We start from the raw sequence: 25,578 nt of genomic DNA, 5'->3' as shown, positions 1-25,578 counted from the left end.
GGATCGCCGGAGAAAATTTTAATGAGCAGTGTTGTTGCCACCGTCAAAAGCATTGTTGGTCAAGTTTTCGTAATTTCTCCGGAAGGTGCTCGCCGCGTCCTCGTTGAAGGTGATCGCTTGTTCGCGGGCGACCAGATCGACACCGGTATGTCGGGCGCCGTGAGCCTGGAGCTGGCCGACGGTCGCATTCTGGACCTGGGCCGTGACACTCAGTGGAGCGCCGACCTGCCGGACTCCAGCCTCGACCTCGCCGCTGCCAGCGAGCAAGCCGCGCCATCGGTTGCCGAGCTGCAACAAGCCATCGTCGCTGGCGCCGACCCGACCACCGACCTGGAAGCCACCGCCGCCGGCGCAAACGCTGCCGGTAACGGCGCAGCCGGGGGTGGCCACAGCTTCGTGGTGCTGGATGCGACCGCCGGCCGTGTCGATCCGACCATCGGCTTCCCAACCGGTACGCTTGGTCAGGGCACCTCGGCTCTCAACGCGCTGACCGGTGCCCCAGGCTCCGCTGACGCGGGCAACCTGGTGCTGCAGCCTTCGACCCTGTCCCTGAGCGCAACCCCCACCATCACCGAAGCCGGTGGTGTGCTGACCTACACCGCGACCGTGACGCGGCCATCCAGCAGCGACCTTACCGTTACCTTGTCCAATGGCGCGGTGATTACTATCCCGTCAGGCCAACTGACCGGTACGGTCAACGTACCCCTGGCGCCCAACGACACCCCGTACAACGACCCGAGCCAGATCAGCGTGGGCGTTACGGGCACCACCGGTGGCGGCAACCTGGTATTGACCATCGACCCTAACCCGGCCGTGACGCAGATCACTGACACCATCGACACCACCACGGTCACTCTAACGGCTGGTTCGACCGTGACCGAAGGCGGTCAAATCACCTACACCGCCACCTTGACCAACCCGGCGCAGACGCCGGTGAATGTCACCTTGAGCAATGGCTCGGTGATCACCATCAAGGCCGGTGAGTCGACGGGTACCGTTGTGGTCGATACGCCGGCCAACGACGTTTACAACAATGGCTCTACCGTCAGCACCACCATCACGGGCGCAACGGGCGGTAACTTCGAGAACCTGGTACCGAATACCACGCCAGCGGTTACCACCATTACCGATTCTATCGACACCACCACGGTCACCCTGACCGCGGGTTCGACCGTAACCGAAGGCGGTCAGATCACCTACACCGCCACCCTGACCAACCCGGCGCAGACGCCGGTGAATGTCACTTTGAGCAATGGCTCGGTGATCACGATCAAGGCCGGTGAGTCGACGGGCAGCGTTGTCGTGGATACGCCGGCTAACGACGTCTACAACAATGGTTCGACGGTCAGCACCACGATCACGGGCGCAACGGGCGGTAACTTCGAGAACCTGGTACCGAATACCACGCCAGCGGTTACCACCATTACCGATTCGATCGACACCACCACGGTCACCCTGACCGCGGGTTCGACCGTAACCGAAGGCGGCCAGATCACCTACACCGCCACCCTGACCAATCCAGCGCAGACCCCGGTGAACGTCACCTTGAGCAATGGCTCGGTGATCACCATCAAGGCGGGCGAATCGACGGGTACCGTTGTGGTCGATACGCCGGCCAACGACGTTTACAACAATGGCTCTACCGTCAGCACCACCATCACGGGCGCAACGGGCGGTAACTTCGAGAACCTGGTACCGAATACCACGCCAGCGGTCACCACCATTACCGATTCGATCGACACCACCACGGTCACCCTGACCGCTGGTTCGACCGTGACCGAAGGCGGTCAGATCACCTACACCGCCACCTTGACCAACCCGGCGCAGACGCCTGTGAATGTCACCTTGAGCAATGGCTCGGTGATCACCATCAAAGCGGGTGAGTCGACAGGCAGCATTGTCGTTGATACGCCGGCTAATGACGTCTACGTCAACGGCAGCACCGTCAGTACGACGATTACGGGCGCGACTGGCGGCAATTTCGAGAGCCTGGTGCCGAGCACCACGCCAGCGGTTACCACCATTACCGATTCGATCGACACCACCACTGTGACGCTGACAGCCCCAACCGAGGCGAACGAAGGTGGTCAGGTGACGTATACCGCCACGCTTTCCAATAAAGCGGGCACTGATGTCACGTTGAAGTTGGACAACGGCTCAAGCATCACCATCAAAGCTGGCGAAACCGTTGGCACCGTGACCGTGCCCGCCCCTACCGATGACGTGTTCATCGACAAGAGCACCCAAACGGTCAAGATCACCGAAACCACCGGCGGCAACTTCGAAAAACTGGAAGTTGCAGGTAACGGCGCGACCACCACGATCAACGACACCATCGACAAAGTTGATGTGGTTCTGACCGCTACCACCACCGTTGGCGAAGGCGGCAACATCGTCTACACCGCTAGCCTTGTGGATAAAAACGGCGCGCCGGTGACTAACATCACTAACCCGTTGACCGTCACTTTGGATAACGGTCAGACCATTACTATCGGTGTTAACCAATCCAGCGGCACCGTTACCACCGTGGCGCCAGACGATATTTATAAAGGCGATCAGACCGTCACCGCTGCTATCAAGGGGGTGACCGGCGGCGAGCATTTTGAAAATCTGGTTCCAGGTATTACCCCAGTTAACACGACCGTTACCGATACACCGGGCACCGATAACACCACTACCGTGACACTGACGGCTCCGACCGAGGCGAATGAGGGTGGCGAGATCACTTACACCGCCACGCTTTCCAACAAAGCGGGCACTGACGTCACGCTGAAGTTGGATAACGGCTCAAGCATCACCATCAAAGCTGGCGAAACCATTGGCACCGTGACCGTCCCTGCGCCTACCGATGACGTGTTCATCGACAAGAGCACGCAGACCGTTCAGATCACCGAGGCCACTGGCGGCAACTTCGAAAAACTCGAAGTGGCAGGCAACGGCGCGACCACCACGATCAACGACACCATCGACAAAGTCGATGTGGTCCTGACCGCCACTACCACTGTCGGCGAAGGCGGCAACATCGTCTACACCGCCAGCCTTGTGGATAAAAACGGCGCACCGGTGACTAACATCACTAATCCGCTGACCGTGACCTTGGATAACGGCAAGACAATCACCATCGGTGTGAACCAGTCGAGTGGCTCTGTCACCACTATCGCGCCGGATGACGTTTATAAAGGCGACCAGACCGTCACTACCGCTATCAAAGGCGTCACTGGTGGCGAGCACTTTGAAAACTTGGTCCCTGGCACGACGGCAGTGAACACCACTGTCACCGACACCCCCGGTACCGACAACACAACGACTGTCATCCTGACTGCGCCAAATGCAGTTAACGAAGGTGGCCAGATCACGTACACCGCGACCTTGAGCAACAAGGCCGGCACCGACGTCACGCTGAAACTCGACAACGGCTCAAGCATCACCATCAAGGCTGGCGAAACCGTAGGCACCGTCACTGTCCCTGCGCCTACCGATGACGTGTTCATCGACAAGAGCACGCAGACCGTCAAGATCACCGAAACCACCGGCGGCAACTTCGAAAAACTCGAAGTGGCAGGCAACGGCGCAACGACCACGATCAACGACACCATCGACAAAGTTGATGTGGTCCTGACGGCCACTACCACCGTTGGCGAAGGCGGCAATATCGTTTACACCGCCAGCCTTGTGGATAAAAACGGCGCACCGGTGACTAACATCACCAACCCGCTGACCGTGACTTTGGATAACGGCAAAACCATCACCATCGGTGTGAATCAGTCGAGCGGCTCCATCACCACCATCGCGCCGGATGACGTGTACAAAGGCGACCAAACTGTCACTACCGCCATCAAAAGCGTGACCGGCGGCGAGCACTTCGAAAACCTGGTCCCTGGCACGACGGCAGTGAACACTACTGTCACCGATAACCCTGGCACCGATAACACCACCACCGTTACGTTGACGGCTCCGGCTGAGGCAAACGAAGGTGGTCAGATTACGTACACCGCGACCTTGAGCAACAAGGCCGGTACTGACGTCATCTTGAAGCTGGATAACGGATCTTCGATCACCATCAAGGCTGGCGACACGGTTGGCACCGTAACCGTGCCCGCGCCGACCGATGACGTGTTCATCGATAAGAGCACTCAGACCGTCAAGATCATCGACGCTTCCGGCGGCAACTTCGAAAAACTCGAAGTAGCAGGCAACGGCGCAACGACCACGATCAACGACACCATCGACAAGGTGAATGTAGTTCTGACGGCCACCACCACCGTTGGCGAAGGCGGCAACATCGTTTACACCGCCAGCCTTGTGGATAAAAACGGCGCACCGGTGACTAACATCACCAACCCGTTGACCGTCACCCTCGATAACGGCAAAACCATCACCATCGGCGTAAACCAATCGAGCGGTAGCGTTTCGGTTATTGCTCCTGATGATGTGTATAAGGGCGACCAAACCGTCACCACCGCTATCAAAAGCGTGACTGGCGGCGAGCATTTCGAGAACCTGGTGCCCGGCACTACGGCAGTGAACACCACTGTCACCGATACCCCCGGTACCGACAACACAACGACTGTCACCCTGACTGCGCCAAGTGCGGTTAACGAAGGTGGCCAGATTACCTACACCGCGACCTTGAGCAACAAGGCTGGCACTGACGTCACCCTGAAGCTGGATAACGGCTCGTCGATCACCATCAAGGCTGGCGAAACCGTTGGCACCGTGACTGTCCCTGCGCCTACCGATGACGTGTTCATCGACAAGAGCACCCAAACGGTCAAGATCACCGAAACCACCGGCGGCAACTTCGAAAAACTGGAAGTTGCAGGCGACGGCGCAACCACCACCATCAATGACACCATCGACAAGGTAGATGTGGTCCTGACCGCTACTACCACCGTCGGCGAAGGCGGCAATATCGTCTACACCGCTAGCCTTGTGGATAAAAACGGTGCGCCGGTGACTAACATCACCAATCCGTTGACCGTCACCTTGGATAATGGCCAGACCATCACCATCGGCGTAAACCAGACTAGCGGTAGCGTTTCGATTCTTGCTCCTGATGATGTCTATAAAGGCGATCAAACCGTCACCACCGCTATCAAGGGTGTTACCGGCGGCGAGCACTTCGAAAACCTGGTCCCTGGCACGACGGCAGTGAACACTACTGTCACCGATACCCCAGGCACCGATAACACCACCACCGTGACGCTGACGGCTCCGTCCGAGGCAAACGAGGGTGGGCAGATTACGTACACCGCCACGCTTTCCAACAAAGCGGGCACTGATGTCACGCTCAAGTTGGATAACGGCTCGTCGATCACCATCAAGGCTGGCGAAACCGTTGGTACTGTGACCGTCCCTGCGCCTAACGATGATGTGTTCATCGACAAGAGCACGCAGACGGTCAAGATCACTGAGACCTCTGGCGGCAATTTCGAGAAATTGGAAGTTGCGGGCGATGGTGCGACCACTACGATCAACGACACCATCGACAAAGTTGATGTGGTCCTGACGGCCACCACCACCGTTGGCGAAGGCGGCAACATCGTTTACACCGCCAGCCTTGTGGATAAAAACGGCGCACCGGTGACTAACATCACCAACCCGTTGACCGTCACCCTCGATAACGGCAAAACCATCACCATCGGCGTAAACCAATCGAGCGGTAGCGTTTCGGTTGTTGCTCCTGATGATGTGTATAAGGGCGATCAAACCGTTACCACCGCCATCAAAGGCGTGACCGGCGGCGAGCACTTTGAGAATCTGGTCCCAGGCACCGATAACGTCACCACAACTGTGACTGATACACCGGGTACCGATAACACCACGACCGTAACGCTGACAGCTCCGACCGAGGCGAATGAGGGTGGCCAGATCACCTATACCGCGACCTTGAGCAACAAGGCCGGTACTGACGTCACCCTGAAGCTCGATAACGGTTCGTCGATCACCATCAAGGCTGGCGACACTGTTGGCACCGTCACCGTGCCCGCCCCTACCGATGACGTGTTCATCGACAAGAGCACCCAGACCGTCAAGATCACCGAGACCACTGGCGGCAACTTCGAGAAGTTAGAAGTCGCAGGCAACGGCGCAACCACCACGATCAACGACACCATCGATAAAGTCGATGTGGTACTGACCGCCACGACTACCGTGGGTGAAGGCGGCAACATCGTCTACACGGCCAGCCTTGTGGATAAGAACGGCGCGCCGGTGACTAACATCACCAACCCGTTGACCGTCACCCTCGACAACGGCAAAACCATCACCATCGGCGTAAACCAATCGAGCGGTAGCGTTTCGGTTATTGCTCCTGATGATGTGTATAAGGGCGACCAAACCGTCACCACCGCTATCAAAAGCGTGACTGGCGGCGAGCATTTCGAGAACCTGGTGCCCGGCACTACGGCAGTGAACACCACTGTCACCGATACCCCCGGTACCGACAACACAACGACTGTCACCCTGACTGCGCCAAGTGCGGTTAACGAAGGTGGCCAGATTACCTACACCGCGACCTTGAGCAACAAGGCTGGCACTGACGTCACCCTGAAGCTGGATAACGGCTCGTCGATCACCATCAAGGCTGGCGAAACCGTTGGCACCGTGACTGTCCCTGCGCCTACCGATGACGTGTTCATCGACAAGAGCACCCAAACGGTCAAGATCACCGAAACCACCGGCGGCAACTTCGAAAAACTCGAAGTTGCAGGCAATGGCGCAACCACCACGATCAACGACACCATCGACAAAGTCGATGTGGTCCTGACCGCCACTACCACCGTCGGCGAAGGCGGCAATATCGTCTACACCGCCAGCCTTGTGGATAAGAACGGCGCGCCGGTGACCAACATCACCAATCCGCTCACCGTCACCTTGGATAACGGCCAAACCATCACCATTGGTGTGAATCAGTCGAGCGGCAGCGTTTCGGTTGTTGCTCCTGATGACGTGTACAAAGGCGACCAAACCGTCACCACTGCTATCAAAGGCGTGACTGGTGGCGAGCACTTTGAAAACCTGGTGCCGGGTACTACAGCGGTGAACACCACCGTTACGGACACACCGGGTACCGACAACACCACCACCGTTACGCTGACGGCTCCGTCCGAAGCAAACGAGGGCGGTCAGATCACTTACACCGCCACGCTTTCCAACAAAGCAGGCACTGATGTCACGCTGAAGTTGGATAACGGCTCAAGCATCACCATCAAGGCTGGCGAAACCGTAGGCACCGTCACTGTCCCTGCGCCTACCGATGACGTGTTCATTGATAAGAGCACGCAGACCGTTCAGATCACCGAGGCCACTGGCGGCAACTTCGAAAAACTCGAAGTGGCAGGCAACGGCGCCACCACCACGATCAACGACACCATCGACAAAGTTGATGTGGTCCTGACGGCCACTACCACCGTTGGCGAAGGCGGCAACATCGTTTACACCGCCAGCCTTGTGGATAAGAACGGCGCACCGGTGACTAACATCACCAATCCGCTGACCGTGACTTTGGATAACGGCAAAACCATCACCATCGGTGTGAACCAGTCGAGTGGCTCTGTCACCACTATCGCGCCGGATGACGTTTATAAAGGCGACCAGACCGTCACTACCGCTATCAAAGGCGTGACCGGTGGCGAGCACTTTGAAAACTTGGTTCCTGGCACGACGGCAGTGAACACCACTGTCACCGATACCCCAGGCACCGATAACACCACCACGGTTACGCTGACTGCGCCAAGTGCCGTTAACGAAGGCGGCCAGATCACCTACACCGCGACCTTGAGCAACAAGGCCGGTACTGATGTCACCTTGAAGCTGGATAACGGCTCGTCGATCACTATCAAAGCTGGCGAGACCGTCGGTACTGTGACCGTGCCCGCCCCTACTGATGACGTGTTCATCGACAAGAGCACTCAGACCGTAAAGATTACTGATGCTTCCGGAGGCAACTTCGAAAAACTCGAAGTCGCAGGCAACGGCGCAACCACCACGATCAACGACACCATCGACAAAGTCGACGTCGTCCTGACCGCCACCACCACCGTTGGTGAAGGCGGCAATATCGTCTACACCGCCAGCCTTGTGGATAAAAACGGCGCAGCGGTGACCAACATCACCAATCCGTTGACCGTCACCTTGGATAATGGCCAGACCATCACCATCGGCGTAAACCAGACTAGCGGTAGCGTTTCGGTTCTTGCTCCTGATGATGTCTATAAAGGCGATCAAACCGTCACCACCGCTATCAAAGGCGTAACCGGCGGCGAGCATTTCGAGAACCTGGTGCCGGGCACTACCGCGGTGAACACCACCGTTACGGACACACCGGGTACCGACAACACCACTACTGTGACGCTGACAGCGCCAAGTGCCGTTAACGAAGGTGGTCAGATCACCTACACCGCGACCTTGAGCAATAAGGCCGGCACCGACGTCACGCTGAAACTCGACAATGGTTCAAGCATCACCATTAAGGCTGGCGACACTGTTGGCACCGTCACTGTCCCTGCGCCTACCGATGACGTGTTTATCGATAAGAGCACCCAGACCGTTAAGATCGCCGAGACCACCGGCGGCAATTTCGAAAAACTCGAAGTGGCAGGCGACGGCGCAACCACCACCATCAATGACACCGTCGACAAGGTCGATGTGGTCCTGACCGCTACTACCACCGTCGGCGAAGGCGGCAATATCGTCTACACCGCCAGCCTTGTGGATAAAAACGGCGCAGCGGTGACCAACATCACCAACCCGTTGACCGTCACCTTGGATAATGGCCAGACCATCACCATCGGCGTAAACCAATCGAGCGGTAGCGTTTCGGTTCTTGCTCCTGATGATGTCTATAAAGGCGATCAAACCGTCACCACCGCTATCAAGGGTGTTACCGGCGGCGAGCACTTCGAAAATCTGGTTCCAGGTACTACCCCGGTTAACACCACCGTTACTGATACACCGGGCACCGATAACACCACTACCGTAACGCTGACAGCTCCGACCGAAGCGAATGAGGGTGGCCAGATCACCTATACCGCGACCTTGAGCAATAAGGCCGGTACCGACGTCACGCTGAAGTTGGATAACGGCTCTTCGATCACCATCAAGGCTGGCGACACGGTTGGCACTGTGACCGTGCCCGCTCCTAGCGATGACGTGTTCATCGATAAGAGCACTCAGACCGTCAAGATCACCGACGCTTCCGGCGGCAACTTCGAAAAACTGGAAGTTGCAGGCAGCGGCGCAACGACCACGATCAACGACACCATCGACAAGGTCGATGTAGTCCTGACGGCCACCACCACCGTTGGTGAAGGCGGCAACATCGTCTACACCGCTAGCCTTGTGGATAAAAACGGTGCGCCGGTGACTAACATCACCAATCCGTTGACCGTCACCCTCGATAACGGCAAGACCATCACCATTGGTGTGAATCAGTCGAGTGGCTCTATCACCACCATCGCGCCGGATGATGTGTACAAAGGCGACCAAACTGTCACTACCGCCGTCAAAAGCGTGACCGGCGGCGAGCACTTCGAAAACCTGGTCCCTGGCACGACGGCAGTGAACACTACTGTCACCGATACCCCAGGCACCGATAACACCACCACCGTGACGCTGACGGCTCCGTCCGAGGCAAACGAGGGTGGGCAGATTACCTACACCGCTACGCTGTCCAACAAAGCGGGCACTGACGTAACACTGAAACTCGACAACGGTTCAAGCATCACCATCAAGGCTGGCGACACCGTTGGTACCGTAACCGTGCCCGCGCCTACCGATGACGTGTTTATCGATAAGAGCACGCAGACCGTCAAAATCACTGACGCTTCCGGCGGCAACTTCGAAAAACTCGAAGTCGCAGGGAATGGCGCAACCACCACAATCAACGACACCATCGACAAGGTCGATGTAGTCCTGACCGCCACCACCACCGTTGGCGAAGGCGGCAATATCGTCTATACCGCCAGCCTTGTGGATAAAAACGGCGCACCGGTGACTAACATCACCAACCCGTTGACCGTTACCTTGGACAACGGCAAGACCATCACCATCGGCGTAAACCAATCGAGCGGTAGCGTTTCGGTTATTGCTCCTGATGATGTGTATAAGGGCGACCAAACCGTCACCACGGCTATCAAGGGTGTGACCGGCGGCGAGCATTTCGAAAATCTGGTCCCTGGCACTACCGCGGTGAACACCACCGTTACGGACACACCGGGTACCGATAACACCACCACCGTTACGCTGACAGCGCCAAGTGCCGTTAACGAAGGTGGACAGATCACCTACACCGCGACCTTGAGCAATAAGGCCGGTACCGACGTCACGCTGAAACTCGACAATGGTTCAAGCATCACCATTAAGGCTGGCGACACTGTTGGCACCGTCACTGTCCCTGCGCCGACCGATGACGTGTTCATCGATAAGAGCACGCATACCGTCAAAATCACTGACGCTTCCGGCGGCAACTTCGAAAAACTCGAAGTCGCAGGCGACGGCGCAACCACCACCATCAATGACACCATCGACAAGGTAGATGTGGTCCTGACCGCGACCACCACCGTTGGCGAAGGCGGCAATATCGTCTACACCGCCAGCCTTGTGGATAAAAACGGCGCACCGGTGACTAACATCACCAACCCGCTGACCGTCACTTTGGATAACGGCAAAACCATCACCATCGGCGTAAACCAATCGAGCGGTAGCGTTTCGGTTGTTGCTCCTGATGACGTGTACAAAGGCGACCAAACTGTCACCACCGCCATCAAAGGCGTAACCGGTGGCGAGCACTTTGAAAATCTAGTGCCTGGCACGACGGCGGTGAATACCACCGTCACGGACACACCGGGTACCGACAACACCACTACTGTGACGCTGACAGCGCCTAACGCTGTTAACGAAGGTGGACAGATCACCTACACCGCGACCTTGAGCAACAAGGCCGGTACTGACGTCACCCTGAAGCTCGATAACGGCTCGTCGATCACCATCAAGGCTGGCGAAACTGTTGGCACCGTAACCGTACCCGCGCCTACCGATGACGTGTTCATCGATAAGAGCACCCAGACCGTCAAGATCACCGAGACCACTGGCGGCAACTTCGAGAAGTTAGAAGTCGCAGGCAACGGCGCCACCACCACGATCAACGACACCATCGACAAAGTCGATGTGGTCCTGACCGCCACCACCACCGTTGGCGAAGGCGGCAACATCGTTTACACCGCCAGCCTTGTGGATAAAAACGGCGCAGCGGTGACCAACATCACCAATCCGCTGACCGTCACCTTGGACAATGGCAAAACGATCACCATCGGTGTGAATCAGTCGAGCGGTTCCATCACCACCGTAGCGCCAAACGACGTCTACAAAGGCGACCAAACCGTCACCACCGCCATCAAAGGCGTGACCGGTGGCGAGCATTTCGAGAACCTCGTGCCGGGCACGACGGCGGTGAACACCACCGTCACCGACACACCAGGCTCCACCGACCTGACCACCGTCACCTTGACTGCCCCGACCGCGGTCAACGAAGGCGGCCAGATCACCTACACCGCCACCTTGAGCAACAAGGCCGGCAGCGACATGCTGGTCCAGCTCGACAACGGTTCGAGCATCACCATCAAGCAAGGTGAGACCATGGGCACGGTGACCGTCCCGGCGCCTACCGATGACGTGTTCATCGACAAGAGCACCCAGACCGTCAAGATCACCGGCACCACCGGCGGCAATTTCGAGGGTGTGACCATCACACCTGCGGGCGCCACGACCACCATCAACGACACCATCGATGACGTGACCGTGGTACTCAAGGCCACTGGCTCGGTCAGCGAAGGCGGGCAGATCGTGTACACCGCGTCCCTGGTCGACAAGAACGGCGTGGCGGTGAACAACGTTGGCTCAGACCTGGTCATCAAGCTGGATAACGGCTCGACCATTACCATCGGCAATGGCAAGTCCACCAGCTTCACCACCGCCACCGCACCTAACGATGCGTATGTCGGCGCCAATGACGTCACCACCAAAATCACCGGTGTGGTCAGCGGTGGCGACAAGTACGAACACTTGATCGTCGACGGCAGCACTGTGGTCACCAAAGTGACCGATGTGGTCAGCAACACCACCATCAGCATTACCGGCGATGCGTCGGTGACTGAAGGCGGTACGGCGCACTACACCCTGACCCTCACCAACCCGCCGCAAACCGACGTGACCGTAACGCTCAAGTACAGCGGCACCGCTACCGACGGTTCAGACTTCAATGGCGTGTACACCGTGAAGATCCCGGCCGGTACCACCAGCGTACCGTTTGATATCCGCACGCTCGACGACAAGATCACCGAGCCGACGGAAAATATCGTCATCACCATCGACAAGACCACTGGCGGCAACTTCGAAAATCTGGTGGTCGGCAATGGCAGTGTTACCACCAACATTATCGACAATGATGCGCCGCCGGTGATCGACCTGGATGCCAACAACTCCAGCGGCGCCACGGGTGCCGATTACAAGACGACATTTACCGAGGGTACCGCCGGGCCGGGCGTGTCGATCGCCGATACGGATATCAAGATCACTGACCCAGACAGCACACTGCTGACGGGCGCGACGGTCACGCTGACCAACGCACAGGCCGGTGATGCCCTGAACCTGGGCAATAGCGTGAATGGCATCAGCGTCAGCACCAACAACCAGACGGGCACTATTACCCTGACGTTGTCCGGCAGCGCAACGCTGGCTGACTACATGCAACGTATCCAGAACATCACGTTCACCAACAACAGCCACGACCCGAGCACCACACCGCGCACCATCACCGTGACGGTGACCGATGGCGGCAACTACTCCAACGTGGCCACCACCACCGTCAACGTGGTAGCGGTCAACGATGCACCAGTGGCCACTGGCGGTGCTGTGACCGGTACGGAAGACACGGCGCTGGCCCTGACCTGGGCCAACTTCGGCGTGAGCGATGTGGACTCGCCACAAGCCAGCCTCGGGGTGAAAATCACCGAGCTGCCGGTAGCCGGCAAGCTGCAGTACCTGGCGGCGGACGGCAGCACCTGGACCAACGTGACCAGCGGCCAGACCTTCACCAAGGCCCAGATCGACGGCGGCCAGTTGCGCTTTATGCCTAACGCCAACGAATCCGGCGCGGATGGTTATGGCGGTACCGGTGTAGGCAACAAGCAAGCGGATTACGCACAGTTCAAGTTCCAGCCAACCGATGGCAAGGACCTGGGCACCAGCGCCACGGTGAAAGTCGATATCACACCGGTAGCCGACGCGCCGACCCTGAGCGTGGCAGACAACAACGTTGCCTCCACCGGCCTGGTCAAACAGGGCTGGAACAGCATCGCCGGCCTCGGCAACAACGGCAACGGTGCTGCACCGGACGTGCTGAAAAAAGCCATCGATAACGCAGGCACACCCAACAGCACCTCTGTGGTGACCAACGTCGAGTCCGTCGACAACGTCACCGCCGGCTCTGGCTCCAAAATCTCCGGCCTGATCTACATGGAAGCCGGCAAGAGCTACACCTTCAGCGGCATCGCCGATGACAGCGTGGTGGTCAACGTGGGCGGCAAAGATGTGGCCAGCGGCGTGTGGAGCACCAACAGCGGCAAGTTCAGCGGCTCGTTCACCCCAACGACCACTGGTTACTACAGCCTTGAGATCTACCAGGCCAACCAAGCGGGGCCTGGCAGCTTTGACGTCAACCTGTCGGTCAACGGCGGGGCGGTGCAGAACCTGAGCACCAGCACCGTGCCGCTGTACACCGGCCTTACCGACCTGACCAACGCCGGCGTCACCGTATCCGACCTGCATGGCAGCAACGGTGACGGTTACTACGTGGGCTACAAGCTCAACGAAGGCCAGGAAAACGGCACGGTCAAATTGTCCAAGGTCACCACCGCGCTGACCGACACCGACGGCTCCGAAACCCTGAGCGTGAAGATCAGTGGCATTCCGGCAGGCTCGGTGCTTACCGACGCGTCGGGGCATACCTTTACTGCGGGTAAAACCGTGGGCGAAGTGAATGTCACCGGCTGGGACCTGAACACCCTGACTATCAAGCCGCCGACCTACTACAGCGGTCAGTTCAACCTGACGGTCACTTCGACTTCCACCGAGAGCATCGGCGGGTCAGCGACCACCACCGCGCAATTGCCCGTCACGGTGCATCCGGCGACCTACAATTCGGTCACCGGCACCTCGGGCAGCGACACCATCAATGGCAGCGATGGCAACGACATTGTCGTGGCCGACGTCGCCGGCTTGAACGTGGTGCAGGGCAAGAACTACAACATCGCGTTCATGATCGATACATCGGGCAGTATGGGTGCGGACTCGATAGCAGCGGCAAAAACCTCGCTGACTACCACGTTCAACTCGCTGAAAAACAGTATCGGCGCCAGCACCTCTGGCACTGTAAATATCTTCCTGGCGGATTTCAGCGACCAGGTCAATCGCACGGTGACAGTCAACCTGAAAGACCCAGGTGCATTGGACTCGCTGCAGAAAGTCCTGGATTCCATGGTGTCTACCGGCGGGACCAACTACGAAGACGTGTTCAAGGCCGCGGCCAACTTCTTCAAGAGTGCCCAGGCGACTGGCAACACTGGCGCTATCAATACAACGTACTTCATCACCGATGGTCAGCCGACGTTTTACCAAGCGTCCGAGCAGACCAACCCGTACTTGTACGGCAACGTCAGGCTCGATGATGTCGTCACCATGAACAACTACACCATAGGTACCGCCACCCGGATCAACATCGATTCGAATAACTACCTTGATATCAACTCTGCCGGCAAGGTAACCCTCTGGTCCTACGGCTGGGGCTACAACAAGGGAATCATCCACGCCCAAGGGGATGGCACCTATGAAATATCGGTGCAAGGCGGTCTCGGCTACGATACCGACTACTACACCACCGCCAACTCCAACAGCGCGTTCGCACTGCTTAAAGGTCTGTCCACAGGTGGCGTAGAAGCCATCGGCCTCAACAGTGGGGTCAGCTTGAATCAGTTGGCACCGTACGACAGCGATGGCAAGCCACAGGCCAACATCGATCCGAAGGACTTGGCCAACGCTATCCTCGGCCACACAGAGGCGACGTTGCCGGGCGCGGACACCGTCAGCGGTGGCGACGGCAACGACATTCTCTTCGGCGACCTGGTGAGCTTCAGCGGGATCAATGGCGAGGGTTACAACGCCCTGCAGGCCTTTGTCGCACAGAAGACCGGCGTGGCTGTCTCTGCGGTGACCGCCTCTAACGTCCACCAGTACGTTACCGAACACTATGTGGACTTCGACGTCTCCGGCGCCAAGGATGCCAATGACACGCTGCTGGGCGGGGCTGGCGATGACATCCTGTTCGGCCAGGGCGGCAACGACCTTCTGGACGGCGGCAAAGGCAATGACATCCTGCTGGGCGGCACCGGCAACGACACGCTGATTGGCGGTCAGGGCAACGACATCCTGATCGGTGGCTCGGGGGCCGACACCTTCGTGTGGAAGGCGGGCGACATCGGCAACGATGTGATCAAGGACTTCAAGGCGTCCGAAGGCGACCGCATTGACCTGCGTGATTTGTTGAAAGGTGAAACCGACAGCACCATCGACAACTACCTGAAGATCACCACGGTAGATGGCGTGTCGACCCTGCAAGTGAGCAGTGAAGGCAAGCTCAACGCCGCCGGTGGCTTGGCCAATGCCGATGTGACGATCAAACTGGAAGGCAACGATTGGTCCCACACCAGCATCAACTCGCTGATCAGTGGTGCCGACCCGACCATCAAGATCGACCACACCTAAGACGCGATTGATCGGCCGCCCTTCCAGGCGGCCGATTTTTTGGCCTACGGGTCGCTGGCCCTGGCGGACGGTGCATCGCATACTCACGCCCATACACGCAGCGTTGACCTATGCTGTTGAACGCCTGTGGCGCATTTTCGAGGGGTTGTTATGTTTTACGTGCAACGTGATGCACAGGGCGCGCTGGTTCGCGTAGAGGCTGCTGCCTTTACCGAATCCACTGAAACCCTGCCGGCCGATCATCATGAGATCCAGGCCTGGTACGCCAACGAAGTGGTGGAAACCAGCCTGGCCCAGCTCAAGCAGAGCGACTTGGAGATGATCCGGGTGCTGGATGACTTGATCCAGGTGCTGACCCGCAAAGGGGTGATCAGCGTGACCGACCTGCCGCCGGCAGCCCAGGCCAAGTTGATGGACCGTAACCAGGCGAGGGAAGCGTTGGGTGGGTTGAGCCAGTTGATCGATGATGACGAGAAAGGGCTTATCTGAGCCCTGGCGCCGAACCTGAATTTAAATGTGGGAGGAGGCTTGCTGTGGCGAGGAGCTTGCTCCCGCTTGACTGCGCAGCAGTCACCGGCTTTTGGGGGCGCTTCGCACCCCAGCGCAAGCAAGCTTGCTCGCCACAACTGGCTCTATTTTAACCCATTCATATCAGTGAGATTTCCAAGGCGCGGGCTCGCCAAACAGTTGGCCCTGCACGCCGAAAATCCCCATTTCACGAATCACCTTCAGTTCGCCTTCAGTCTCTACACGCTCGGCAATCAGCGGCAGGTCGATGCTATGGGCCGCTCGCTGGATGGCCTCGATAAACAGGCGCTTGTCACTTTCCTGGTCGATGGCGCGAATGTAGCTGCCGTCGATCTTCAGGTACGCCAGGCCCAGGCGCGCCAGGTTGCCGATCATGCTGAACCGCCCACCGAAACGTTGCAGGCTGAGGGAGAAGCCCAGCTCGCGCAGGCGGTGGGTCATCTGTTCCAGCACAGGCTGCTCAGGCAGTTGCTCCTCACCGATCTCCAGAGTGAGGCGCGGGCCCAGGTTGCTGTGCTGGCGCAGCAGGTCATAAATACGGTTCAGGGCCTGGGTATCTTGCAAGGTCGCGGCCGAAAGATTCAGCGCCAGGTTATCGGTGTGGCTGGCCATCTGCTTGAGCACCTGCTCCAGCATCAGGCGGTCCAGGCGGGCTGACCAACCAAAGCGCTCAAGCCACGGCAGGAAGCGCCCGGCCGGTATGGTGTGGCCGTCTTCGTCCTGCAAGCGCGACAGTACTTTGTAATGCAAGACCAATTGTGGGTCCTGGCTGGCGACAACCGGCTGGAAGTACAGCTGGAAGCGCTGCTGGGTCAGGGCCTGGTCCAACAAGGTGTGCCAGGCATGGTGATCGTCTCCCACGCTGGCGGCGGCGCTGCGGTCCAGGCACACCCAACTGGTGTCGCCCTGAGCTTGGGCCTGGGCCAGGGCCTGATCGGCCAGGGTCAGCAGGGCTTGGGGCGCGTCGCCATGGCTGAACGGCGCCAGGCCGATATAGGCGACCGGCGTAACGTCACTGGCGCCGGTCGCTTGCAGACTGAGCAAGGTGGTTTCCAGGTTTTGCGCCAGCTGCACCGCTTCTTCACGCATCAACCCCGGCGCCAGCACGGCGAACTCACCGCCACGAATACGGGTGACGAGGTTATGGGTTTCCGGGTACGGCGCGCACTGGCGCAGCAGTTGTTCGCCAACCGCTTGCAGTAATTGGTCGGTGCGCTGGCCACCCAGGCGCTGGTTGAGGCCGGCCAGGTCCTTGACCCGCAGCAGCAGCAGGTAGCCGGAGTTGGTCTCTTCCGGGTTACTGACGCGGGCGTTGAGCTGCATCTCGAAATAACGGCGGTTTGCGAGGCCGGTGAGGTTGTCCTGATAGGATTCGGTGCGCAGTTTTTCGCTACGCTCGGCCTGCTCCTGGAACAGCGCCTTGAGCTTTTCCACCATCTGGTTCATGGCCTGCACCACCCGCCGTAGTTCAGGCGTGCGGGGCAAGTCAGGCAGGCTGAGGAACTCACGGCGGGCAATGGCGTGGGACTGTTTGACCATATAGTCCAACGGCTTCAATTGCCGGCGCAGCAGCAGCCCACCGAGCACCACGCTGACCGCACCGCACAAGAGCAACCAGCCCAGGCTACCCAGGGCGCTTTGCCAGAGCTTGGCCAGGGCGAACATCGGATGGCTGACTACTTCTACCCGTGCGGCCTGTTCCCAGCCACGGCTGACCAGGGCATCACCGCCCGCCGGCTCCAGGCCGATCAGCTTGACGAACCAGTTGGGCACGCCGTTGTTGTCGGGAATACCGCTGCGCTCGACGATGGTTTTGTCGGTGGCCAGGTCCACGACGCGGATGCTGGCATAGTAACCGCTGTCGAAGATCGAGCTGACCAGCAGCTCCACCATGGCTGGGTCATCGATATTCGGGGTCAGCGACAGCGCCAATGCCGTCGCGGCATCCTGGGCGTGGGAGCGCAATTGGTTGACGTATTGGGTGCGCGAGCTTTCCAGGCTGACCATGAAGCTGCCGCTGAAGGCGACCACCAGGAACAGACAGATTGCGATCAATAGCTGTTTGAACAGAGACATCCGATCAGTTACTCCTAGTTGGCAGGCTCGGCTGGGAAGCCTTCCGCACGCATTTTTCTCAACACATCCTGCCAGCGCGACAAGCGTTTGGTATCACCGACTTTTTTGTTGCCTTTGGCACCAGGCAAGTACAGCCCCTCGGCGTTGAATGAGTACACCGGGACCAGGTCAGTGCGACGGGTAGCCGGCAGGATCTCATCCATCAGGCTGTCGAGCACCAGTGGGACGGCGTCGGGGCTCGAATAATAAGTCAGGACCATGTGCGCCCGATTCTGCCGCAGGGCCTTGACGTAGGTAATGCGCAATTTGTCGCTGGACACGCCCAGGTGACGCAAACTGAAATATTTTGCGATGGCGTAGTCTTCACAGTCACCAGCACCTTTCCAGAGTGCCTCGACGGGCGTCTCCCAGTAATCCACAACGTGCCAGAGATCGATGTCTTCCACGTAGGTCATTTGCTTGTTGAAGAACAAATTGACGACCTTGAGCTGCTCCTGCTCGCTGACCTGTTTTTCGCTCACCAACAGCCGCTGCCAGGCGTCGATACGCTGCTGACCTTGACCCAAAGGCCCGTAGACGGCGGTAGCCTTGCGGCTGATTTGCGAGAAATCCCAATCGGCACGTAGCCCGCCGAGCATCAGGCCGGCCAGTAAAGTTGCTGATAAAAGCCAGCAAAGCAGTCGATAGGGATTAAAACTTACCGCCAAAATGTTCAGTCCGTGAAAGAGACGGAATTTCCAGGGATGGTGAAGCCTGGCCCTACAAAAAACAATGGCACAGTGCAATCATCGCAGGAGGCCGCGTTTTTATAACCGCCCTTGTGAGAGACACAAAGTATGCTGTGTAAGCCCTTACAAACGGAAACTTTGGCTATTTGACAAGCACCTGGCCCATCTTTAGTGTTCTTTGGATCCAATTAGCCAGACTATTATTCAAGAAAGGAGGATAGCGCAACCGTGACGCAGAAGCCGAACCCATTAAGCAGCATCAAAATCAGCGGGCCTATTCCCGCCCATCTTGCGCGCTCCGTTATCGAAGAAACGTTGCGCAATGCCATCCTTGATGGGCGATTGCCCTGTGGCACTGCCATGCGCCAGCAAGAACTGGCCAGCCTGTTCGGTGTCAGCCGCATGCCAGTACGCGAAGCGTTGCGCCAGCTGGAGGCGCAATCCTTGTTGCATGTGGTGACTCACAAGGGTGCCGTCGTTGCCCCCTTGATCGAGGACAATTCGGCTGAGACCTATGCCCTGCGCATGTTGCTGGAGTCCGAGGCCCTGCGCCTGTCGATTCCATTGCTCACAGATGCGGACCTTACTCAAGCCGAGGCGTGTATCAATGCGCTGGAAAGCGAGAAAGACTACACCAAGATTGGTCGGCTCAATCGCCTGTTTCACATGGTGTTGTACGGCAAGGCGCCCAACCAACGGCTGCTCACTTTGGTCGAGCACGGATTGAATGAGGAGGAGCGCTTCCTGCGCTTCAACCTTGAGGCGATGGGGCTGGGGGAGACTTCCCAGGAGGATCACCGCGAACTGCTGAGCCTGGTAGCGCAGAAGAAGGTCGAGGAGAGCATCCTGACGCTGCGTAACCACTTGATGCGAGGCATGGAGGTGATCGCGACCTACCTCAGCGGCCTTGAGAGCGCCGAAAAAAACCCCACGCAGTAGGTTTTTTCGCTTTTGCCCTTGATCCTTAGGTGATGCAGCAACTTTCTTATCTGGGATTGTTGCTCCATCAGAAAAATAAAGAACCAAATCATAATTAAAGCGACTCAGCGCACAGAAAATTCCCACGTATAGATGAGCAAATCACCACACACATAAACATCGGGAAAAACATCTAATACATTTGTATACCGGTTCAAACATTCAATCAGCTTATTATCTTTTCCCAGCAAGCTACACCTTTCACTCCGCTGCGCCTGCCTAGTTAAAAGGCCTCGCCGTGCGCGTGGCCGCGCTCAAGTTACTCTTGCCCTCACAACTATAATAGTTCAACACTGCTTTCAGAGCACTCGCAACAACTCATAGGCGTCAACCATGTACCCACATTCACTCGCGCAAAAAAAACGACAACTTTTTGATCATCCGTTATTTATAGAAATAACCAGCCTCGGCAAGTTACAACACTTCATGAAACACCACGTATTTGCTGTCTGGGATTTCATGAGCCTGACCAAACGCCTGCAACAGGACCTCACTTGCATGCAGTTGCCCTGGCTCCCCTCCACTGACCCGCACGCTGCCCGCTTGATTAATGAAATCGTGCTGGCGGAAGAGTCGGACGAGCACCCGACGCGGGGCTATTGCAGCCACTTCGAGCTGTACCTGGACGCAATGACGGAAGTGGGCGCCAGCACGGTCGCAATCACTCGCTTTATCGACCTGCAAAGCCAGGGAGTGGAGGTAAGCGCAGCCTTGCAGATGATCGATGCGCCCCAGGGCGTCGCCCGCTTCGTCGACAGCACCTTACAAATTGCCCTGAGCGCTCCGACCCACTGTGTGGCGGCGGCGTTCCTGCATGGCCGAGAGTGTGTGATTCCGTCAATGTTTGAAAGGCTTTTGCATAGCCATGCATTCATAGGTCAGCAGGCCCCTACGCTATGTCACTACCTCAGCCGCCATATCGAAATAGACAGCGATGATCACGAGCCTGCGGCGCAACAGTTGCTACAGCGCCTGGTCGACGCAGACCCCAGCCGTCAGCGACAGGCCGATAACGCCGCCCTGTGCGCCGTGCAGAGTCGTATTACCCTCTGGGACGACGTACTGGCCTCGATGCAAGAGGTACGTCCGTGAACGCCGCTCATTACCAATCCTTTGCCGATGACTGGGAGCGTCGCGCAACCATCCGCACACGCCCCCGGCGGATGTTGGAAGACGACGACAAACTCATCTTCCCCCTGTGCCGTCAGCCTCTGGTGCTGAGTGCAACCTTTCTCAAGCACTGCCCGCAATGGCGCGACTTCGTGCTGGTGCAAAGCTTCTATAAATTCATCAATGACGTGGTGATTTTCGAAACAGAGATCGTCGACAAAACCGCGCGCAGCATCGCTAAAAATCGCTTCTCCCTGCCCTTCCCGCTCGCCTGCCGCTACGATGCGATGACGGTCGTTGTCGACGAGGATTATCACGCGCTGGTCGCGCTGGATTTCCTGCAGCAAGCCGTGCAGATGACCGGAATCCAACCGCTCGATCTACCCGGGCAAATTGAATTGGGCCGCGCGCTGCCGGCAGCCCAGGCACAGGTACCGGCATACTTGCACGATGCCGTAGAGTTGATCGGCGTCGCCATCGCTGAGAACACCGTCACCCATGACGTCGCAGCGTTTTCCAAAGATGGCAGCGTCAAATCCTCTGTCCGCGGCCTGATGGCCGATCATCTGTTTGATGAAGGGCGGCATGCGCGGTTCTGGACACAGTTGGTGCGCCTCTACTGGCAATCGGCAAGCTCTGAAGATCGCGACCACATTGCTCAAGCCCTGCCCGTGTTCCTGACGCACTACCTGACCAACGACCTACAGAAAGACTTCGATCTGCAACTGATCGAACACTTGGCTATCAGTGCCGATACGCGCCGGGCACTGCGCGACGAAATCCAGGCGCTGGACTTTCCCATCACCCACCAACATCCGCTGCTGGCCAATATCATGGGCCTACTGCACCACAGCGGCGTACTGCAAACCCCCAGCGTGGCACGAGCCCTGAGCGACTACCTGCCCGTATCGAGGAGGTTGGCATGAGGCGCTTGCAGATCGAGTGGCGTGGTACCGGTAACGCTCTGGCGGCGCTCAGGCAGGAGCTGGAGCAATATGGGCATGTGGCAGGAACGGGGTCTGTGGATCTGGTTATTGAAGACGGGAGTCAGCCGCTGCCGCCCTCGCCCGCCAGTGCGCCATGGTTAAGCTTGCGCGTGGGTATCGGCCCGCTCTGCGAACACGGGCTGCCCTCATTGCAGTTGCGCTGCTACGACCGGGAGTGGCGCCTGCTGACGGTGCACGACGTTGCCCAGGAACCCAGCGGCAATGGGCAGCGGTTGCGTCAGCAGGCAACGAATGCAGTGGTGGAGTGGGCTGCTTTGTTGGTCTGCGGTTTTTCAAGAGACCCCGCTTATTTCTCGGCAACGGCCGCTGCTAACGCCTGGCCTGAACAGGGCCTGCAAGAGTTGGATGCCTTGGCTTTCATGCACCGGTTCAACCACACGGCGGACCCTGCCTTACTGCACGCGGCCCGAACGCCCATGATCGAACGGCTGCAGGCCAGCCTCAATACCTTCGCGCATCGAACAGTGCTGAACATCGCCGGTCATGCGCTGACTTATCGGCAGCTCCAGCAACAAGCCATGGCTATTCAACAACGCCTGCTTCCCTTGCTGGAGGATGCCGAGGCTCCACAAGTGGTCGGCGTATGCCTGGAGAAATCTGCCGAGTTGTACGCCAGTATTCTCGCGGTGCTTGGCTGTGGCGCCGTGTATTTGCCGCTGGTGCCTGACCACCCGGAGCAACGCCAGCACTGCATGCTGACCAGCCTCAAGGCCTGTGTGCTGCTGGAGAATGGCCAGCACCCATTGCGAGAGCGTTTCGTTTCACTTGATGTGAGCCAGGTGGCCGCGCACAGCGCCGACATGACGCAACCGCTGATGCACCGTCCCCCCCGTGCCGACGAGCCGTGCGTGGCACTGTTCACCTCGGGTACGACGGGCCAGCCCAAGGGGGTACTGCTGAGCCAATACAACCTGGCGCACTTCACGGCCTGGCTCGTCAGTTGCGTGGCGTTGGATCAACACAGTCGCGTCCTGCAATTTTCGCCACTGGGTTTCGATTCTTCACTGATCGATATTTTCCCTTCATTGATCGCAGGCGCCGAGTTGATTGTGCCCAGCCCAGACCAACGTCACGACCCTCAGCAACTGGTAGAGCTGATTCGCAAGCAACGCGTCACTCACGGGTTTGTGCCACCGGCACTGCTCAGCATCCTGCCGCTGGATCAGCCATTGGGCATGACTCATTTACTGACCGGAGGTGATTTCTGCGAGCCCTGCGTGATCGAACAACTGGCCGGTCAATGCCAGCTGCATAACCTCTATGGGCCGACCGAGGCCACTGTGTTGGCGACCCATCGGGTATTCCAACGAGATGACAGCCATCGCAATATCGGCCTCCCCATCGCTAACAGCCAGGTGCTGATTCTCGACGAGAACCTGCAGCCCGTGGATGAACAGGTAATGGGCGACTTGTACATTGTCGGTCCCGGAGTAAGCCTGGGTTATTCGAATACACTCTCGCGGGCCGACAATCCGTTCGTGACGCTGACACTGCCAAATGGCCAAGTGCTACAGGCTTATCGCAGCGGCGACTTGGCAAAATGGACGCAAGAGGGCATCGAACTGGGCGGCCGCAGGGATGAGCAAGTCAAGATCCGCGGGTTTCGAGTTCAGCCTCAGGATATTGAACAGTGCTTGCGCGATAGTCGCTTGTTTCGCCAAGTGGCAGTGGTGATCGATACGGCACACAGAGTCATCGGCTTTGCCGCCCAGCCGGAATCTGGCGCTACGCTGGCAAGCCTGAAGGAACATGCTCGACAGTGGTTGCCCGTGCATATGCAGCCCAGCGCTTGGAGCGAACTGGCATGCATGCCCCGTTCGAATAACGGCAAGATCGATCGCAAGGCCTTGCTGGCCATGCCAATACCCATACCCATCGGGATGGATCGCTGTCGCATACAAGACCCTTTGCAGGCACAACTGGCTGACGTGTGGGGTGAGCTGCTGGGATTACCCGCAGGCGAACTCTCGATTGATGAGAGTTTTTTCAACCTCGGTGGCCACTCCATCCTGTTGTCGACCCTGTTGCTACGCCTGCGCGAGCAGTTTGGACGCAGCTTCTGCCTGAGCCCCTTTTTTGAGACGCCGACCATCCGCACATTGGCCGCACTCATGGATGGCAGTGCACTGCCGGATACACCATCCGACCAGATGGAACAAGATGCGACGCGCGCACTGGAGGTCGAGGTGCTGCCCGAGACCCTTGCGGGAGACTCGCGCAAAGCCATCGTCACCGGCGCGAACAGCTTTGTCGGGGTTCATATTGTCCAGGCACTGCTGGCTGGCGGGGCGCAGGACGTGGCGTGCCTGGTGCGCGAGTTGCCCGGCCATTCGGCAGCGACAAGGTTCGCCCAGGCATTGCGCGAATACCGCTTGGAACATCTGGACCTGAGCCGAGTGCAGGTATATGCCGCCGATATTCGTAAACCTCGCCTGGGCTTGGCCGACGACGTGTACGAGCACCTCGCCCGTCATTACGGCGTGGTGGTGCATAACGCCGCGCAGGTCAATCATGTGATGGATTACGCCTCACTCGCCAAGGACAACGTCGAGCCGGTGCTGGAATGCCTGCGTCTTTGCGAGACCCATTGCAAGAAGGTCCTCAATTTCATCTCGACGCTGTCAGCCTGCAGCAGCGTGGACGTCGACGGGTTCGTGCTTGAAGCGCCTGCCCGACGCGCACTGCCGCTTTATGTGAAAAATGGCTACAACCTCTCCAAGTGGGTAGCCGAGCGGCTGTTAGGACGGGCAGTCGAGCAAGGGGCCTGGGTCAATATTCATCGGCCGGGAAATATCAGCTTCAACAGCCAGAACGGTGTTTGCCAGCCACAGAAAAACCGCTTGATGTTGATGCTCAAGGGGTCTCTGCAATTAGGGATGGTCCCGCGACTGGACGCCAATTTCGATCTGATGCCGGTGGACTTCCTGGCGCGTTTCATCGCCTACCACAGCGCGCGCTTTGACCCTGGGCGAAACGTGTTCAACCTGCACAACCCGTTGCCCTTGAGTTGGGATCAGTACCTCGATGTATTCAGCGAGGCTGGGCACGTTTTTGACCGAGTCAGCGTTGAGCACTGGCAACGGGCATTGCGCAAAGTGAACCGCAAGAACGCGTTGTTCGGAGTGCTGGGCTTTTACCTGGACGAACTGGGCGAAGACATCGGTGACACGTCGATGATCCGTTACGACAATGCCCGGTGGGGCGTGAAAAAAATGGGCATGTGCTATCCACCCAAGAGCCAGGCGCTGTTACGCAAAGGCTGCGACTATCTGAGCGCTATCAGCTTCCTCTGAATAGCACCCTGGACGTGAGACCAAGCGATCGGAGCGAGA

8 protein-coding genes are annotated in these 25,578 nt (G+C 58.2%); 6 read left to right on the top strand and 2 right to left on the bottom strand.

What is annotated here, in order from left to right; all coding sequences use genetic code 11:
- Positions 1-21: 21 nt before the first annotated feature.
- The gene (locus tag CLM72_RS00635; protein WP_105225324.1) at positions 22-15,819 is read left to right on the top strand and encodes a LapA family giant adhesin; all 15,798 of its coding nucleotides are present in this window, start codon (positions 22-24) and stop codon (positions 15,817-15,819) included.
- A 150-nt stretch (positions 15,820-15,969) separates the two neighbouring features.
- Complete coding sequence (locus tag CLM72_RS00630) at positions 15,970-16,308, top strand: hypothetical protein (RefSeq protein WP_003187438.1); 339 nt, start codon at positions 15,970-15,972, stop codon at positions 16,306-16,308.
- A 162-nt stretch (positions 16,309-16,470) separates the two neighbouring features.
- Here the strand turns inward: CLM72_RS00630 and lapD are convergent, their stop codons facing one another.
- The gene (lapD, locus tag CLM72_RS00625) at positions 16,471-18,423 is read right to left on the bottom strand and encodes a cyclic di-GMP receptor LapD (protein ID WP_105225323.1); all 1,953 of its coding nucleotides are present in this window, start codon (positions 18,421-18,423) and stop codon (positions 16,471-16,473) included.
- A gap of 14 nt (positions 18,424-18,437) precedes the next feature.
- On the bottom strand, positions 18,438-19,061 hold the full coding sequence (lapG, locus tag CLM72_RS00620; protein WP_371264164.1) for a cysteine protease LapG: 624 nt from the start codon (positions 19,059-19,061) through the stop codon (positions 18,438-18,440).
- A 318-nt stretch (positions 19,062-19,379) separates the two neighbouring features.
- Here lapG and CLM72_RS00615 point away from each other — a divergent pair, with 318 nt between their 5' ends.
- From CLM72_RS00615 to CLM72_RS00600, 4 genes are all read left to right on the top strand, one after another.
- Positions 19,380-20,090 carry a GntR family transcriptional regulator gene (locus CLM72_RS00615; protein ID WP_105225322.1) on the top strand — a complete coding sequence of 237 codons (711 nt, stop codon included), beginning with the start codon at positions 19,380-19,382 and terminating at the stop codon, positions 20,088-20,090.
- Positions 20,091-20,462: 372 nt separating this feature from the next.
- A complete protein-coding gene (locus CLM72_RS00610; RefSeq protein ID WP_105225321.1) occupies positions 20,463-21,221 on the top strand; it encodes a DUF3050 domain-containing protein in 759 nt (252 codons plus the stop codon).
- Positions 21,218-22,165: a diiron oxygenase gene (locus tag CLM72_RS00605; protein ID WP_105225320.1), complete on the top strand. Its 948-nt coding sequence runs from the start codon at positions 21,218-21,220 to the stop codon at positions 22,163-22,165. The genes CLM72_RS00610 and CLM72_RS00605 overlap by 4 nt, the downstream gene beginning before the upstream one ends.
- Positions 22,162-25,539, top strand: a complete 3,378-nt coding sequence (locus tag CLM72_RS00600; RefSeq protein WP_105225319.1) for an amino acid adenylation domain-containing protein — start codon at positions 22,162-22,164, stop codon at positions 25,537-25,539. Before CLM72_RS00605 ends, CLM72_RS00600 begins: the two co-directional genes overlap by 4 nt.
- The last annotated feature ends 39 nt before the right edge of the window (positions 25,540-25,578 follow it).

Origin of the sequence: Pseudomonas sp. MYb193, from assembly GCF_002966775.1 — a bacterium.
In the GTDB taxonomy this organism is placed as follows: domain Bacteria; phylum Pseudomonadota; class Gammaproteobacteria; order Pseudomonadales; family Pseudomonadaceae; genus Aquipseudomonas; species Aquipseudomonas paracarnis.
The sequence above is the reverse complement of the archived record's forward strand: the minus strand, read 5'-3'. Positions and strand labels throughout refer to the sequence as shown.